Source organism: Clostridium sp. CCUG 7971 (assembly GCF_017590215.1).
GTDB lineage: Bacteria > Bacillota > Clostridia > Peptostreptococcales > Peptostreptococcaceae > Faecalimicrobium.
In genome coordinates this window covers 1-15,827 of record NZ_JAFFPK010000077.1, presented here as the reverse complement: position 1 = coordinate 15,827, position 15,827 = coordinate 1, and the positions used below count along the sequence as shown (strand labels likewise).

Annotated in this window: 17 protein-coding genes and 1 pseudogene; 15 read left to right on the top strand and 3 right to left on the bottom strand. The window is 27.9% G+C overall.

The window, feature by feature from the left end:
• Nucleotides 1-79: 79 nt before the first annotated feature.
• The 4 genes from JWF52_RS10805 (at nucleotide 80) to JWF52_RS10790 (ending at nucleotide 3,973) form a co-directional block, all read left to right on the top strand.
• Nucleotides 80-862 (top strand): N-acetylmuramoyl-L-alanine amidase, encoded by a 783-nt coding sequence (locus JWF52_RS10805; RefSeq protein WP_208333573.1) that lies wholly within the window; start codon nucleotides 80-82, stop codon nucleotides 860-862.
• Nucleotides 863-871: 9 nt separating this feature from the next.
• On the top strand, nucleotides 872-1,579 hold the full coding sequence (locus tag JWF52_RS10800) for a zinc dependent phospholipase C family protein (RefSeq protein ID WP_208333572.1): 708 nt from the start codon (nucleotides 872-874) through the stop codon (nucleotides 1,577-1,579).
• 176 nt (nucleotides 1,580-1,755) lie between these two features.
• Nucleotides 1,756-3,306, top strand: a complete 1,551-nt coding sequence (locus JWF52_RS10795; protein WP_208333571.1) for an ABC-F family ATP-binding cassette domain-containing protein — start codon at nucleotides 1,756-1,758, stop codon at nucleotides 3,304-3,306.
• 31 nt (nucleotides 3,307-3,337) lie between these two features.
• Complete coding sequence (locus JWF52_RS10790) at nucleotides 3,338-3,973, top strand: TIGR01906 family membrane protein (RefSeq protein WP_208333570.1); 636 nt, start codon at nucleotides 3,338-3,340, stop codon at nucleotides 3,971-3,973.
• A 110-nt stretch (nucleotides 3,974-4,083) separates the two neighbouring features.
• On the opposite strand, the gene JWF52_RS10785 is transcribed toward JWF52_RS10790, so the two are convergent.
• Nucleotides 4,084-4,362: a cysteine-rich small domain-containing protein gene (locus JWF52_RS10785; RefSeq protein ID WP_208333569.1), complete on the bottom strand. Its 279-nt coding sequence runs from the start codon at nucleotides 4,360-4,362 to the stop codon at nucleotides 4,084-4,086.
• A gap of 187 nt (nucleotides 4,363-4,549) precedes the next feature.
• Here JWF52_RS10785 and hflX point away from each other — a divergent pair, with 187 nt between their 5' ends.
• The 5 genes from hflX (at nucleotide 4,550) to JWF52_RS10760 (ending at nucleotide 8,461) form a co-directional block, all read left to right on the top strand.
• The gene (hflX, locus tag JWF52_RS10780; RefSeq protein ID WP_208333568.1) at nucleotides 4,550-5,833 is read left to right on the top strand and encodes a GTPase HflX; all 1,284 of its coding nucleotides are present in this window, start codon (nucleotides 4,550-4,552) and stop codon (nucleotides 5,831-5,833) included.
• 8 nt (nucleotides 5,834-5,841) lie between these two features.
• Nucleotides 5,842-6,507 carry a HEAT repeat domain-containing protein gene (locus tag JWF52_RS10775; RefSeq protein WP_208333567.1) on the top strand — a complete coding sequence of 222 codons (666 nt, stop codon included), beginning with the start codon at nucleotides 5,842-5,844 and terminating at the stop codon, nucleotides 6,505-6,507.
• A gap of 100 nt (nucleotides 6,508-6,607) precedes the next feature.
• Entirely contained in the window at nucleotides 6,608-7,051 is a 444-nt protein-coding gene (locus JWF52_RS10770) for an NUDIX hydrolase (protein WP_208333566.1), read from the top strand.
• A 104-nt stretch (nucleotides 7,052-7,155) separates the two neighbouring features.
• A complete protein-coding gene (locus JWF52_RS10765; protein WP_208333565.1) occupies nucleotides 7,156-7,800 on the top strand; it encodes a YigZ family protein in 645 nt (214 codons plus the stop codon).
• 139 nt (nucleotides 7,801-7,939) lie between these two features.
• Nucleotides 7,940-8,461, top strand: coding sequence for a hypothetical protein (locus JWF52_RS10760; protein ID WP_208333564.1), 522 nt, complete (start codon nucleotides 7,940-7,942; stop codon nucleotides 8,459-8,461).
• Between the two features lie 34 nt (nucleotides 8,462-8,495).
• Here the strand turns inward: JWF52_RS10760 and JWF52_RS10755 are convergent, their stop codons facing one another.
• Both JWF52_RS10755 and JWF52_RS10750 read right to left on the bottom strand, forming a co-directional pair.
• Nucleotides 8,496-8,873 carry a sulfite exporter TauE/SafE family protein gene (locus tag JWF52_RS10755; RefSeq protein WP_208333563.1) on the bottom strand — a complete coding sequence of 126 codons (378 nt, stop codon included), beginning with the start codon at nucleotides 8,871-8,873 and terminating at the stop codon, nucleotides 8,496-8,498.
• Nucleotides 8,873-9,241, bottom strand: a complete 369-nt coding sequence (locus tag JWF52_RS10750; RefSeq protein ID WP_208333562.1) for a sulfite exporter TauE/SafE family protein — start codon at nucleotides 9,239-9,241, stop codon at nucleotides 8,873-8,875. The genes JWF52_RS10755 and JWF52_RS10750 overlap by 1 nt, the downstream gene beginning before the upstream one ends.
• Before the next feature lie 191 nt (nucleotides 9,242-9,432).
• Between JWF52_RS10750 and JWF52_RS10745 the strand changes: the two genes are divergently transcribed.
• The 6 genes and pseudogenes from JWF52_RS10745 to JWF52_RS10720 all read left to right on the top strand — a co-directional run bounded on the left by JWF52_RS10745 (nucleotide 9,433) and on the right by JWF52_RS10720 (nucleotide 15,810).
• Nucleotides 9,433-9,621, top strand: a complete 189-nt coding sequence (locus JWF52_RS10745) for a ferredoxin (protein ID WP_208333561.1) — start codon at nucleotides 9,433-9,435, stop codon at nucleotides 9,619-9,621.
• 138 nt (nucleotides 9,622-9,759) lie between these two features.
• Nucleotides 9,760-10,515, top strand: coding sequence for an NAD(+) synthase (gene nadE / locus JWF52_RS10740; protein ID WP_208333560.1), 756 nt, complete (start codon nucleotides 9,760-9,762; stop codon nucleotides 10,513-10,515).
• Between the two features lie 144 nt (nucleotides 10,516-10,659).
• Nucleotides 10,660-11,382 carry a YebC/PmpR family DNA-binding transcriptional regulator gene (locus JWF52_RS10735; RefSeq protein WP_208333559.1) on the top strand — a complete coding sequence of 241 codons (723 nt, stop codon included), beginning with the start codon at nucleotides 10,660-10,662 and terminating at the stop codon, nucleotides 11,380-11,382.
• A gap of 271 nt (nucleotides 11,383-11,653) precedes the next feature.
• Complete coding sequence (gene bsh, locus JWF52_RS10730; protein ID WP_353654924.1) at nucleotides 11,654-12,691, top strand: choloylglycine hydrolase; 1,038 nt, start codon at nucleotides 11,654-11,656, stop codon at nucleotides 12,689-12,691.
• A gap of 467 nt (nucleotides 12,692-13,158) precedes the next feature.
• Nucleotides 13,159-14,406, top strand: a pseudogene (locus JWF52_RS10725) (SulP family inorganic anion transporter); the annotation flags it as partial.
• A 255-nt stretch (nucleotides 14,407-14,661) separates the two neighbouring features.
• Nucleotides 14,662-15,810 (top strand): ComEC/Rec2 family competence protein, encoded by a 1,149-nt coding sequence (locus JWF52_RS10720; protein ID WP_208333557.1) that lies wholly within the window; start codon nucleotides 14,662-14,664, stop codon nucleotides 15,808-15,810.
• Nucleotides 15,811-15,827: the final 17 nt, after the last annotated feature.

Here is a 15,827-nt window from a genome sequence, read left to right as displayed (position 1 = left end):
AAAAAATAAGCATTGGAAATAATATCATATAGACGACTATAACTGAAAAATAAAACATCTATATGAAAGGAGATATAAAATGAAGAAGTATAGGGTGTTAGTTACTATAATAATTGCTATGGGAATAATACTTATAGGTCAATCTAATCCTATTAATAAATTTTATAAAAGTACAAGCTTAATTAGTAAGGGTATTAATCAAGGTGAAGAGGTTAAAGAAGATAATAAAGAAAAAAAATTTTTAATATGTATAGACCCAGGTCATCAATCAAAAGGAGATCCTAACCCAGAATCAGTAGCACCAGATTCATCTCAGAAAAAGGCTAGAGTATCATCAGGAGCTACTGGTGTAGCAACAAAAAAACCAGAATATGTATTAAATTTAGAAGCATCTATAGTTTTAAAACATATATTAGAAGGTAAGGGATATGAAGTAATCATGACAAGAGAGACTCATGATGTAAATATAAGTAATGCAGAGAGAGCAACATTAGCTAACGAAAAAAATGTAGATATGGTTGTTAGAATACATGCTGACAGTCTAAATAACTCATCAAAAACAGGAGCATCTATTTTAATACCAGGTAAAAATAGTAAATATACTTCTTCAATATATGAAGACAGCAGTAAATGTGCAGAATTAATAAAAAATAGTATGAAAAGTAACGGAATAGAATTAAACGGAATATTTGAAAGAGATGATTTAACAGGATTTAACTGGTCTAAAGTACCAGTAGTATTAGTAGAAATGGGATTTTTAAGTAATTACAATGAAGATCAGATGATGTCTAATCCAGAGTATCAAAGAAAATTGATGCAGACTATTGCTGATGGCGTGGAAGAATATTTCAAGACAAAATAGGTGAGAGCAATGAAAAAAAATATAGAAAAAGCTTATGCAGTAGCTTTATCAAAAACTTTTAAAGTAGTAAATCCATTGAAAAAAAGTATAATACAGACAAACTGTGAAGTTCATATATATATACAGCAAAATGCTTTAGAGATATTAAAAAATGAAGGATATATTAATGAATATGAATTTTTTAAACAGTATTTACCTCAAATAAATAAAGGACTAGTTTGGGCAGATCAAGACTTTAAATCATATCATCATTTTTATAACCCTAGACAAAAAAGAGGTAAGTTTGGATATGAAGAAAATGCATTAACTGTATCGAGAAGCTATTACAATAAAGCTTTAAAATATTTTGCAATGAAAAACTATGAAAGATCGATGTTTTACTTTGGTGCAGCTTGTCATATAATTCAAGATTTAACTATTCCACAGCATGCAAAGGGAAGATTATTAGATAATCATAGGCAGTTTGAAGTTTATGTTAAATCTAATCATCAACAAATAAAAAGATTTAGAGCTACATCAGGAAGTATAATTTTAAATACTATAGAGGAATACGTAGACTATAATGCTAATAATGCTCTTCGTGTAGATCATATGTATAGAAATATGGAAAGTTTAAGTACAAGATTTTATCTAACCGCAGTAAATAGTGTTACTTTAGCTCAAAAAACTAGTGCAGGATGCATGTTAATGTTTTTTAGAGACTTACTCTATATATAAAGACAATATATAAAAAATCGGGCTATAAAAAGTTTATTTTTATAGCCCGATTTTATTTTTTTATAAAGCTGTAAACAAAAGTTAATAAGTGGATTTAAGCCATACTTGATTTAAGTTAAAAAAGAATATATTATAGTATAGAATGTAGACGATAAAATTAGTAAAGAGGTGTTAAAATGCTAGTAGTAGAAAACGTAAGTCATGGTTTCGGAGCAAGAACTATACTAGAAAATGTTTCATTTAGACTTAGAAAAGGTGAACATATAGCATTAGTTGGTGCAAACGGAGAAGGAAAATCAAGTTTCTTAAATATAATAACGAAAAAACTTATGCCAGATGCTGGTGATATAAAGTGGTCATCAAGAGCTACAGTTGGATATTTAGATCAACATACAGTTCTTAGTAAGGGAAATACTATAAGGGATATATTAAGAGATGCATTTAAGTCAATGTTTGACTTAGAGCAAGAAATGATTCTTATGTATGATCAAATGGGAGAAGCTGATGAAGATCAGATGACTAAGCTTTTAGAAGAAACTGCTGAGATACAAACAATACTTGAAAATAGTGGTTTTTATATGATAGATGCAAAAATTCAAGAAGTAGCTAATGGGTTGGGACTTGGAGAAATAGGATTAGATAGAGATGTAACTGATTTAAGTGGAGGACAAAGAACAAAAGTACTTCTTACTAAATTATTACTTGAAAATCCTACAATTCTTATATTAGACGAGCCTACTAACTATTTAGATGAAGACCATATAAATTGGTTAACAAGATACCTTCAAGAGTATGAAAATAGTTTTATACTAGTTTCTCATGATATAGATTTTATAAATAATACATGTAATGTAATTTATCATATGGAAAATGGTGAATTAAACAGATACAAAGGTAACTATGATGAGTTTGTTAGACTTAATGAAATAAAGAAACGCCAAGAAGAAAATGCTTATGAAAAGCAAGTTGAAGAAAGAAAGAGACTTGAAGATTTCGTAGCTAGAAATAAAGCAAGAGTTGCAACTCGTGGTATGGCTAACAGTAGACAAAAAATACTAGATAAGATGGAAGTATTAGAAAGACCAAAAGAAAAAATAAAGCCTACTTTTGGATTTAAAGAAGCAAGAGCTGCAAGTAAAATAATATTTGAAACTAATGATTTAGTTCTAGGATATGATGAAGCTTTAACTAAGCCTCTTAATTTCCAATTAGAAAGAAATAAAAAAATAGCATTAAAGGGTATGAATGGTGTTGGTAAGTCTACACTTCTAAAAACTTTACTTGGTATGGTTAAGCCTTTTGATGGAAGTGTTGAACTTGGAGATTACTTAGAACTTGGTTACTTTGAACAAGAAAGTTCAAGAGAAAATTACAATACTCCAATGGAAGAAGTATGGTCAGAATTCCCAGGACTTTCAAATTTTGAAGTAAGACAACATCTTGCTAAATGCGGACTTACGAATGAACATATAACTAGTCAAATGAGAGTTTTAAGTGGAGGGGAAGCAGCTAAGGTTAGATTGTGTAAGGTTATGCTTAAAGATATAAACTTCTTAGTATTAGACGAACCTACAAACCACTTAGATATTGAAGCTAAGGATGAGCTTAAAAAGGCAATAAAAGAATTTAAAGGAACAGTTCTTTTAGTATGTCATGAGCCAGAATTTTATATAGATATAGTTGATGACGTATGGAACATAGAAGACTTTACTACTAAAATAGTATAATTAATAACTTGAAATGTAGAGGTTTGGATATATGAAAAAATTTTTAAATCTAATATTTTCACTTTCATTTAGCATATTAATTATAACGGCAATAATACAATTTAGTGTAGGATTTAAACAGTTGTATTACTTTGATATTGATTATTTAGACATACCTAAAATATCTGGATATTCTAAAGAAGAAATAAAGCTAAACTATGATTATCTAATAGATTATAATTTAAGTAAAGATGAGAGTAATTTTGAAATGCCAACTATAAAATCTTCCAAAGAAGGTAAGATTCATTTTGAAGAAGTAAGAGATATATTTAAAAATATAAATAAAATATTTAAAGTATGTTTTATTATTTCTATAGCTTTCATATTTATAAATATAAAAAACAAAAATATAGAATTTTTAAATATAACTTCAAAAGCTCTGATTAGTATCCCACTGATTCTATCATTACCTATAATAATAAACTTTGAAAAAAGCTTTGTTATTTTTCATAAGTTAATGTTTAGTAATGACTATTGGATATTTGATCCTAGTTTAGATCCTGTTATAACTATTCTCCCAGAAACATTCTTTTTCCATGCTGGGCTTATGATAATAATTTTAATATTTATATCAAGTATAGTAAGTTATAGCGTATACAGGTTATTAAAAAGAAAAAGAGAGCAGTAGCCTGCTCTCTTTCTTATAATTTAATAGTTAATTTTAGCAACAAACCTGGTTTATAGATTGTTTAAGATATGAACAAAATAATTTATCCATACGTGGCTTAAAGTAAGTTTTTAATCATTAGTATTATTATCTTGATATGAAGCTACCTTAACTATATCCTGAAATTTGCTCATAATATATTCATAATTACTCTTATTGTGAGGTAGTAAACATTGTGAGCAGTCTTTTATACCACTTTCACTATATCTGAAATTCCCACCACAATTTTTACCTAATGCATATAGTGGACAGTAGCAAAATAGACAGTTAAATTCATCTGGTTTATTAGTTTTATGACATGGAAAATATTCACAATCTTTATGATTAAAAAATTTATAATTATCACTCATATTGATTACCTCCTGGAATTATATTCATAATATAATTATACTAAAAATAAGTATTAGTGGTATAATAAAAAAAATAATGACAAAATTAATTGTTATAGGCGGTTTCAATTAATAAGCCTATAAAATAGCATTTAAATTTAGTGAGTGAAAGTTGCTCAAAGCGAATTTTAAAAAATGAGGTGTTAGAGTGCAAGAAATTAAAGAGAAAGCATTACTTGTAGGACTTAATATAACGTCTACAGCAAGAAAAATTGATGATATAGACATAAATGAATCAATGGAAGAATTAAAAGAATTAGCTAAAGCTGCAGGAGCAGAGGTAGTAGGAAGTTTAATACAAAATAAGCAAACTAGAGATGCTGCATTTTATGTTGGAAAAGGAAAAGTTGAAGAAATAAAAGCATATTGTGATTCATTAGGAGCTACTATGGTAGTATTTAATGATGAATTGTCAGGAGCCCATATAAGAAATATAGAAGAAGCAGTTGGAATAAAAGTAATAGATAGAACAACATTAATATTAGATATATTTGCCCAAAGAGCATTAACAAAAGAAGGTAAACTTCAAGTTGAACTTGCTCAGTTAAAGTATAGATTACCTAGACTTTCAGGAATGGGTGGAGAAATGAGTAGAACTGGCGCAGGTATAGGTGCTAGAGGGCCAGGAGAACAAAAATTAGAAATAGATAAAAGACACATCCTTAATAAAGCAGCAGATATTAGACGAGAACTAAGAGAAGTTAAAAAGAATAGAGAAACTCAAAGAGTTCAACGTTTAAAATCTAATATACCAATAGTTGCACTTGTAGGATATACAAATGCAGGTAAATCTACTTTATTAAATGAATTAATAAAGACTCATAAAGATTATGAAAAAGAAAAAGAAGTATTAGCAAAAGATATGTTATTTGCTACTTTAGATGTAACTTTAAGAAAAGCACTTTTACCAAATAAAAAAGAATTTTTAGTGGTAGATACTGTTGGATTTGTTAGTAAACTTCCCCATGATTTAGTAGAAGCGTTCAAAGCGACTTTAGAAGAAGTTCAATATGCTGATTTAATTTTACATGTAATTGATGCTACAAATAGTAGCTATGAATTACAAAAGAAAACTACAGAAACTGTACTTAAAGAATTAGGTGCAGATAGTAAAAAGACTATACTTGTTTATAACAAGATAGATAGACTAGAACTAGACATATACCCTAAAAATCATGATGATGTAGTATACGTATCAGCAAAGAAAGGTATAAATATGGATAAGTTATTAGATATTGTACAAGATTGTATAATGGAAAATACATATCAAGTTACACTTTTATTACCTTATGAAAGAGGAGATATATTTAGTAAGGTTAAGAACAAGTACAATGTAGAAAACTTTGAATATGGGGAAAATGGAATAACAGTTGATGTAAATTTAGAAGAAGAGGATTATAATATATATAAGGGCTATATATTAGAAAAATAGGAAATAATATGAATATAAGTTGGGATAATATAGATAACTTAGAAGACTATTATATAACCTATCTTCTATATAAAGAATCCAAAACAGTATCTCAAATAAGTAAAATAAGAAATATATCAACTTCAGAAGTAAATGACCAATTAATAAAGGCAAAACTAGAAATAAAGGCGATGCTAAAAGATAAAGTAGAGTTGTCTAAAGATATAATCGACAAATTTTTAGGATTAAGTAAATCTGATAGAATCGACTTTATGGAAGGTTTAAGTTCTGAAAAAATGATAGACTTTAAAAGAAAGCTTTACAAAAGAATAATAACTGAACGAAATGCTGAAGACTTAATGACTTTAATATGGGCAACAGGAGAATTAAAGGAAGATAAATTTCTAAAGCTTTTGCACCCACTTACAGGACATAAACATTCGGATGTAAGGAGAATAACTTATTCAGCACTTAGAAAAATACAATCACCTAATAGTAGAGAATATTTACAACGAGGTCTTTATGACACAAATCCACAAACAAGGCAATATTGTGCAAAAGCACTTGCTAAAATAGGAAATGAAAATAGCTTAAGAATGTTAAGACAGTTAAAAAACAAAAAGCAATTGGAAAAAGAGTATGTATTAAGAGCATATGAAGAAGCAATTGATATGTTAGAGCAAGAAGATAGGTAACATAAAGATTTAACATTTAACATATAATTAACTAATAAATTGTTTACCTACAGTGTATCCCAGAATTAACATAAAAAAACAGTTAATAGGAGGGTTTTAGATGATAATAAGACGTTGTGCAGGTGGAGTAGTATTTTATGCTAATAAAGTTCTTATAGTAAAAAATGACAGAGGTGAGTGGACACTTCCAAAAGGTAAAATTTCAGATAAGGAACTTCAACATGAGAGTGCAATTTTAAAAGTAAAAGAAGAAACAGGTGTTAATGCTTCTATATTAGAGGTAGCAGGAGACACTATGTATGAATTTTTCTCAAGAACAAGACAGCAAGAAGTATGCAATGCTGTTGTTTGGTATATAATGGAAACAGATAATGCTGATTATTCATTAAATGAAGAACTTTTAGAAGGTGGATTCTTTAAAGTTAAAGAAGCTATAAGTCTGTTATCACATAACAAAGAAAAATCATTAGTTGATATATCTTATAAAAAGTTTAAAGATTTAAAGAAAAAGAGCTCAGAAAGTAGTTTAACAGCTGCTAACTAAAATATATAAATTAAGAAAAGAAAGGGAGTACCCCCTTTCTTTTTTGATTTATAAAAAAATATTGTATATAATTAATTTAGAACTTTATAATACGGAGGAAAATAATGAGTACATATAAAACATTGCATGAATTTGGAATGGATGAAATTATAATAGATAAATCTACTTTTATTGGCTATGCAAAGCCTATAAAAACTGAAGAAGAAGCAGTAGAGTTTGTAAACGAAATAAAGAAAAAGCATAAAGATGCAACTCATAATGTATGGGCATATACAGTAGGACCTACTATGAATATACAAAGATATAGCGATGATGGAGAGCCACAAGGTACAGCAGGAATTCCAACATTAGAAGTTATAAAAAAAGAAGACTTAAGAGACGTTGTAGTTGTTGTTACTAGATACTTTGGAGGAATAAAATTAGGTGCAGGTGGATTAGTTAGAGCCTATACTAAAGGTGCTAAAGTAGGAATAGAAGCAGCTAAAGTAATAGAAAAAGTATCATATAATCAAGTTGGAGTTAAAATAGACTACAATCAACTTGGAAAAGTTCAAAATGAGATAATGAATATGGGATATTTTATAAAAGATACTATATATGAAGATAATGTTGAGATACTTGTTTATTCAAGGATTAATGAAGTAGAAGCACTAGTATCTAAAATTACAGATATAACAAGTGCAACAGCAGAAATAACCCAAGGAGAAGAATTTTACCTATCAGAGCAAGATGGGAAAATAATACTATAAATTAAAATTAGTTTAATTTTCAAAGATTTTAGTGAACAATGACTCAAATCATAGAGTATTATATATAAAAGTTATAAAATTATATAACTTAAGCATTGAAATGTAGAAGTACTATTATATATGCTGAGGTGTAATGTATATGAAAAATACTGAATGTAGTAGAGTTAATTCATTAAAACAAGAGATAATGAGTGATTGGGGTAAAATAAATTTAGCAGGTAAACTATTAATTTTTATAGGATTAATAGTACTTTTATCATCAATAGGATTAGCACTTTATAATAAAGGACCAAATGAGATTTTAAAGGCTATAGAAGTCATCTTTAGGTCTGCTTTAGCATCTATATTTGGATTTGTACTTAGCTCAAATCTAAATTGTGGGAAAAGCAAAGATACTAATAAGTTTACTAGAAGTGAAGTAGATAAAAAGATCGATATTAACGGTGAAGAGTGTGAAATAGATATAGAAAATCATAACTATAGAGAAGGTAATTCAATACAAATGATAATAGCATTTGCTATTTGTATCATTTGTGTATTAACTATGTTATTAATGTATATTTTTAATATTGATCATGATGTTGCTACAATATCTCAATTTAGAGATTTAATGTGTAGTTCAATTGGATTTTTACTTGGTGAATCTAAAATAAAAAAATAAAAAATAAGGAGATACTAATTTCATCTCCTTATTTTTATTTACCGCATTTATCAGTTTTGTGATTACATAATCCTTTTTTTACTTCGAAAATTCCAACTACTAATAAAAATAATCCAAATATTTTCTGTAAAATTTCAGAAGAAATAAAATTCGCTACAAACGAACCAAATACTGCACCTAATACACCAAATAATGCAATAGGTATAACTAGTTTAAATACCACATTTTTATTTTTTATATGTATTATTAAAGCGATGATTGTCATTGGTATAGATGAAAGCAAATTTATACTTTGAGCAATTTTAGGATCTATATTAGTAAATAATATAAGTGCTGGTATAAGTATTGTTCCACCACCCATTCCCATGCCACCTATAATTCCTGCAAAAAATCCAATAACAGCATAAACCATTAAAACACCATCCTTAGTGCAGCAATAATCATTATTGAACCAAATGAAATTCTAAGGAATTTTCCAGTAACTTTACTCAATAATTTGGCACCAATTATCCCACCAATAATACTTCCGCATGCAACTTTAATAGTTAAGTTTACATCATAAGTTCCTTTTGATAAATAGACTACAGAACTAGCAGACGATAAAAATATTATTATGGCGAGTGCAGTAGCATGAGATTTATGTTCTTCAACTTTTACAATATTATTTAATATCGGAACTAAAAGAGTTCCTCCACCAGATCCAAATATTCCATTTATAAATCCTGTAGTAATTCCTATTATTGTATTTTTAATATTAAAGCTAAAATGTTTATCTTCCATTATAATCACCCTCTGTTGATAGTTTTTACATAAAGGTCAAATTATATTTATACAATATATAGAATAAAAAACTTTGAATTTAAAATTAAGTAGATGGTTATAATAATCTTGAATGAATTGATACTAATTTTATAATAAGTATAAATTCAAAAAAATTATCTTAAAAGATATTGACCTAGGAGGATTTAACTATGAAAGCACATGTAGACAAAGATACTTGTATAGGATGTGGATTATGTCCAAGTATAAGCCCAGAAGTATTTGAAATGGGTGATGATGGAAAGGCACAAGCAATATCTGAAAATGTTGCAGAAGGTGAACAAGATTCAGCTAAAGAAGCTGAAGAAAGTTGTCCAGTTGATGCAATAAAAGTAGACTAATTTAAAGCTAAAAATCCATCTATTTTAGATAACTATTTAAGTAATTAAATAGTCCTAAATAGATGGATTTTTTTAATTTATAAACATATGATATAATGAAAATATACAAAATATGTAAAATATAGATAGGAGATAAAGATGACAGATATAAAATTAAAAATAGACAAAACTGTAGATTGGCTAAGAGATAAAGTTAAAGAAGCGAATTGCAAAGGTTTAGTAGTTGGAGTATCTGGAGGAATAGACTCTGCTGTAGTTTGTTATTTAATTAAAAAAGCTTTTCCAGAGAATTCTATGGGTGTTATCATGGGAATTAAAAGTAATCCACAAGACAGAGATGATGCTCTTAAAGTTATTAAAGGATGTAATATAAAATATCTTGATTTAGACCTTACAGAGCCTCAAGATTTAGTTTTAGATACAGTTGTAAGTAAGCTAAAAGAAAATAATTTATATAAAGAAGAAAATTTAAGAATGACAGATGCAAATCTTAGAGCAAGGATAAGAATGAGTACTGTTTATACTGTAGCTAATAACTTAGGATACTTAGTTGTAGGTACAGATAATGCAGCAGAAATACATACAGGATACTTTACAAAGTATGGAGATGGAGGAGTAGATTTAGTTCCACTTGCTAATCTTACTAAAAGAGAAGTATATGAGTGGGCAAAGGAATTAGGAGTACATAACGATGTTATACATAAATCACCATCAGCAGGTCTTTGGGAAGGACAAACTGATGAAAAAGAAATGGGAACTACTTACGATATGATTGACAATGTTGTAGAAGGAAAGTTAGATTGTGTGCCTAAAAAAGATCAAGATGTAATAGCAAGACTTCATAGAATAAGTGAACATAAAAGGCATATAGCACCAAAACCTCCTAAGTTCTAATTTACTAAATTCAATATTTATGCTAAAATTTACGAGTAATAAGAATTTTACTATATATAAACTAAATAGAAGGGTATATATGTAAAGTTATATATATCGTGAAAAATATATAAAATCAATTATACGTATTAAGGAGTGAAAGTTATGGGACGTATAGGAAACATAATCAATAAAAAAGGAAAACAAGATTCTAAGAGAGCTAAAGTATTCACAAAGCATGCTAGAGCAATAGCAGTTGCAGCTAAAGAAGGTGGAGGAAATCCAGAATATAATGCAACTTTAAAAACAGCTATAGAAAAAGCTAAAGCTGATAACATGCCAAATGATAATATAGACAGAGCTATTGCAAAAGGTGCAGGTTCTGGAGCTAACGAAAACTATGAAACAATAGTTTATGAAGGATATGGACCAGGTGGAGTTGCTGTTATAGTTGAAACATTAACTGATAATAAAAACAGAACGGCTGGAAATGTAAGATATTTCTTCGATAAGAATGGTGGTAACCTAGGAACTAGTGGATGTGTATCTTTCATGTTCGACAAGAAAGGTCAAATACTTATAGAAGCAAATGATGATGTATCAGAAGATGAATTAATGGAAGTAGCTTTAGAAGCAGGAGCTGAAGACTTTATAACTGAAGAAGATGGATATGAAGTAGTAACAACTCCAGAAGAGTTCTCTCAAGTAAGAGATGAATTACAAGCTAAAGGATATGAATTTATATCTGCTGATGTTAAATTAATACCTCAAACTATTACAGAATTAACTGATGAAGATCAATTAAAGCAGATGAACAAGTTAGTTGATATGTTAGAAGATGATGATGATGTTCAAAATATTTACCATAACTGGGAAATAGCTGAGTAATTTTAAGTATTAAGATCAATATTAGATATAACATTTTAAATGATAATAAAATACGTTTAGAGTGTTAAGACATATATAAATAAACACCTCTAGACTACAATATATGGATGTAATTCATATAAGTAGTTTGGAGGTGTTTTTACGTACTTAGAATAGTAATTTTTCTCTTGTACTAATATTACTAACTACACATACTAAGTGAATATTAAAAGTAATAAATGTTCTTTATTTAACGAGAAATTATAATATATATCAATAAAATATTAATATTTTGAGAATTATAAATAGAGATAAGATAAAAGAAGGGAAGTATAAACTTATGTGTACAGCATTAACTTTAACAACAAAAGAAGGTTATCATTTATTTGGGAGAAATATGGATTTAGAATATTCATTTAATCAAGCGATAGATCTTGTACCTAGAAGATTTACTTATAAAAATAGAGCAACAAATGAAACTGAAACAACAAAGTATGCTATGATTGGAATGGGTATTATAATGGATAATCATCCTTTATTTGCAGAAGCACTAAATGAAAAAGGGTTAGCTTGTGCAGGTCTAAATTTTCCTGGTTATGCACATTGGGAAGAAAAAGTTGTAGAAGGAAAAAATAATATACCACCATATGATGTAATACTTTGGATATTAGGTAACTTCGAAACTATTGAGGAATTAAAGCCGGAATTGGAAAAATTAAATATAGTTGAAAAACCTTTTAATGAATCAACGCCATTACCGACTCTTCATTGGATAGTAACAGATAAAAAAGGTAATTGTATAGTAATAGAAAAAACAAAAGAAAAATTAAGTATATTTGATAATAAAGTAGGTGTACTAACTAATTCACCAACATTTGATTGGCATATAACAAATTTAAATAATTATATGGGAATAACTCCTTATCAGCCAAGTGATATGAAATGGAGTGACAAACAATTAAAACCTTTAGGACAGGGTAGCGGTGGATTTGGACTTCCAGGAGATTTTTCATCACCATCTAGATTTGTAAAAGCAGCATTTTTAAGAAGTAATGCAGTTTTTAGTGATACTAAAGATTCTGGAATAATCGAGTTTTTCCATATATTAAATGGAGTAGCTTTTGTAAGAGGATCAGTAGAAACACCAGAACAAAAGAAAGATATAACTCAATATACTTCTTGTATGTGCCAAGAGAAAGGTATTTATTATTATAACACATATAATAATAATCAAATTAATGTAATAGATATGAACAAAGAAAATTTAGATGCTGACCAAATAAAGGTATTTGAATATAAAGATAAGTTAAACCTGCAGTATGAAAATTAATTAAAACTATTATATTTTCGTAAAAATTATAATTAAATCAAGGTGATAGTATAAGGAGTCGTAAAATACGACTCCTTATATTTTTTTAAAATCAAAATATAAGTGTCTAAAGTTATCCATAATATTCAATAAAATCAAAATAATTTTTTTAGTAAATTTAAAATTCCTTAATTTAAATTATGTAGTTTTCTTAACTGGTGGGATTGCTAGTGTATAATATTTTTAACATATATTAACATTAAAAACTATACGAACAAATTATAAAGCTTAGTACATAGATAAGTGTTTTAATGACGTTAAAATAAATAAAAATACGAATTAAATAGGTTTGAAAATAGATATATTTCGGATAGAAAAAATACTTTTTTTATTTTTATATAAAATTTGTTATTATCTATGGACTTTATGAAGAAATAGGACTAATATAGTAAATGTTGCAATAATTAGTTTTGGAGGGAAGTGTTTAAGTGTTACCAAAGTTATTTAAAATGAAGAAAGAAAATGAACTAACAAAGGAGCAAATAGGTAAGGATATAGTAGCAGGAATTATAGTTGCTATAATAGCTCTTCCATTATCTATAGCTTTAGCCATATCATCTGGTGTATCCCCAGAAAAAGGACTTATAACTGCTATATTTGCAGGATTTGTAATATCTTTTCTAGGTGGTAGTAAGGTTCAAATCGGTGGACCAACAGGGGCATTTGTTGTAATCGTTTATGGTGTAGTTAAAACCTATGGAATAACTGGACTTATAACAGCTACAATGATGTCAGGAATTATATTAGTATTTATGGGACTACTGAAATTTGGATATTTAATAAAATATGTACCGCAAACTATAACAGTAGGATTTACTAGTGGTATAGCAGTAACGTTACTTACAACTCAGTTAAAGGACTTCTTTGGACTTAGAATAAAAGATGTACCAGCTGAATTCATAGAAAAGGTTAAAAGTTATATAGAGAATGTATCTACTTTTGATATAGCATCATTTCTAATAGGAATAGCGTGTATTTTAATATTAGTTTACTGGCCTAAGGTAAACAAGAAAATACCAGCTTCAATAATAGTATTAATATTATCTACTCTAGTTGTAAATTTATTTAATTTACCAACTGATACAATAGGTTCTAGGTTTAATGAAATATCATCATCTATACCAAAACCACAAATACCACATATTGATTTACAAACAATTACAACTTTAATAAAACCAGCTATAACGATTGCTTTGCTAGGTGCAATAGAATCGTTACTTTCTTGTGTAGTTTCTGATAATATGATAAATGATAAGCATGATTCTAATATGGAACTTGTAGCACAAGGACTTGGAAATATGACATCTTCAATATTTGGTGGAATTCCAGCAACTGGAGCTATAGCTAGAACAGCAGCTAATGTTAGAAATGGAGGCAAAAGTCCTATATCAGGTATGGTGCATGCTATAACATTATTACTTATAATGGTTGTATTAATGCCTCTTGCTAAACTAATACCGATGACTACACTAGCCGCAATACTTATAGTAGTTTCTTATAATATGGGAGAATGGTCTCATTTTAGAAAATTATTATCTTCAAGTAAATCAGATGTTTTAGTATTAGTTGTAACATTTGTATTTACAGTAGTATTTGATTTGGTATTTGCCATAGGGGTAGGTATGGTTGTACATTATGTATTAAAATTCGTAAAAAGTAGAAGTAAAAAAGAAGAAGATGAACTAAAATCGGCTTAGTATATTAAATTAATTTTTTAATAGCAATATAATCGATTTGTATAAAAATAAAAGCATGAATTATATAATTCATGCTTTTATTTTTATAGCTTTAAATAGATATCTAACTAAAAAATATGATAAATCCAATTTTATTAAAATAACCTTATTAGACAATATATAGTTAATTATGCTAGAATATGTATCGTATTAAATAGGATATGACATAAAAAATAGCTAAAGGGGGAATTTAATATGAATAAATTACTAAAGAAATTATATTGTTTATTATTAATAGTAATATTAGGATATACGCAAATAGGATGTAAATCAGAAGATATTAAAGATAAAAGTAATCCACAAGTTGTAAAAGAATCTAGTGCTAAAAATATATCAGGTAAAAGTTCAGAACTACACTTTATAAATACAGGAAATTCAGATGCTATATTAATAAAGCAAGATGGAAAAGCAGCACTTATTGATGGTGGAGATAATGATGATGAACAATTAGTTGTATCATACCTTAAAAAACAAGGAGTAAAAGAGTTAGAATATATATTTGCAACTCATCCTCATGCAGATCATATCGGTGGATTAGATGCAGTTATAGATAATATAAAAGTAAATAATTTATATGTTAGTAACGGTGATGCTGAAACAAAATCATATAGAGACTTTATAAAATCAGCGTCTAATAAAGGATTATACCCAAGTGTTCCTTTACTTGGGAGTGAGTTTAAGCTATCAACATCAACATTTAAAGTACTATCAGTAGCCAATAGTGAAGATCCTAATAATAACTCTATAGTATTACTTTATACTAATGGAAATGATAAAGTTTTATTAATGGGAGATGCAGAAGCTGAAATAGAAAAAAATATAAATCCTGGAGATGTGGATTTGTTAAAAGTAGGACATCATGGATCTCATAGTAGTACAAAAAGAGAATTTATAGAAAGAATAACTCCTGAATATGCAGTTATAATGACAGGTGAAGGTAATAAATATGGCCATCCACATTTGGAAACTGTTGACTTATTAAAAGAAAAAAATATAGAAGTACATAGAAGTGATGAATGTTCAGATATAGTTTTTGTATCAACTGGAAATGGGCTAAGTACAAACTGTAAAGCAGGAAGTTATAACCCAGGTGCTAACTCTAAAGGTCATAAAAATAAAAATGATAATTACGTAAAACAAAATACAAAAATATCATCAAGTAATCATATTAAAAATATAGAATCGAAAGATTATTCAAAAGAAAAAAATAATAAACAAGAATTAGTATATTGGAGTAAGTCAGGTAAGAAATATCACAGTGATCCAACGTGTTCTGGAATGAAGAATCCAATATCAGGAACTATAAGTGAAAGCAATAAAACATCATGTAGCATATGTTATTAATACAAAAGGTGCAATAG

Coding starts and splice junctions, on each gene's coding strand:
- JWF52_RS10805 (WP_208333573.1), top strand. CDS start 80: ATGAAGAAGTATAGGGTGTTAGTTACTATAATAATTGCTATGGGAATA.
- JWF52_RS10800 (WP_208333572.1), top strand. CDS start 872: ATGAAAAAAAATATAGAAAAAGCTTATGCAGTAGCTTTATCAAAAACT.
- JWF52_RS10795 (WP_208333571.1), top strand. CDS start 1,756: ATGCTAGTAGTAGAAAACGTAAGTCATGGTTTCGGAGCAAGAACTATA.
- JWF52_RS10790 (WP_208333570.1), top strand. CDS start 3,338: ATGAAAAAATTTTTAAATCTAATATTTTCACTTTCATTTAGCATATTA.
- JWF52_RS10785 (WP_208333569.1), bottom strand. CDS start 4,362: ATGAGTGATAATTATAAATTTTTTAATCATAAAGATTGTGAATATTTT.
- JWF52_RS10775 (WP_208333567.1), top strand. CDS start 5,842: ATGAATATAAGTTGGGATAATATAGATAACTTAGAAGACTATTATATA.
- JWF52_RS10770 (WP_208333566.1), top strand. CDS start 6,608: ATGATAATAAGACGTTGTGCAGGTGGAGTAGTATTTTATGCTAATAAA.
- JWF52_RS10765 (WP_208333565.1), top strand. CDS start 7,156: ATGAGTACATATAAAACATTGCATGAATTTGGAATGGATGAAATTATA.
- JWF52_RS10760 (WP_208333564.1), top strand. CDS start 7,940: ATGAAAAATACTGAATGTAGTAGAGTTAATTCATTAAAACAAGAGATA.
- JWF52_RS10755 (WP_208333563.1), bottom strand. CDS start 8,873: ATGGTTTATGCTGTTATTGGATTTTTTGCAGGAATTATAGGTGGCATG.
- JWF52_RS10750 (WP_208333562.1), bottom strand. CDS start 9,241: ATGGAAGATAAACATTTTAGCTTTAATATTAAAAATACAATAATAGGA.
- JWF52_RS10745 (WP_208333561.1), top strand. CDS start 9,433: ATGAAAGCACATGTAGACAAAGATACTTGTATAGGATGTGGATTATGT.
- nadE (WP_208333560.1), top strand. CDS start 9,760: ATGACAGATATAAAATTAAAAATAGACAAAACTGTAGATTGGCTAAGA.
- JWF52_RS10735 (WP_208333559.1), top strand. CDS start 10,660: ATGGGACGTATAGGAAACATAATCAATAAAAAAGGAAAACAAGATTCT.
- JWF52_RS10720 (WP_208333557.1), top strand. CDS start 14,662: ATGAATAAATTACTAAAGAAATTATATTGTTTATTATTAATAGTAATA.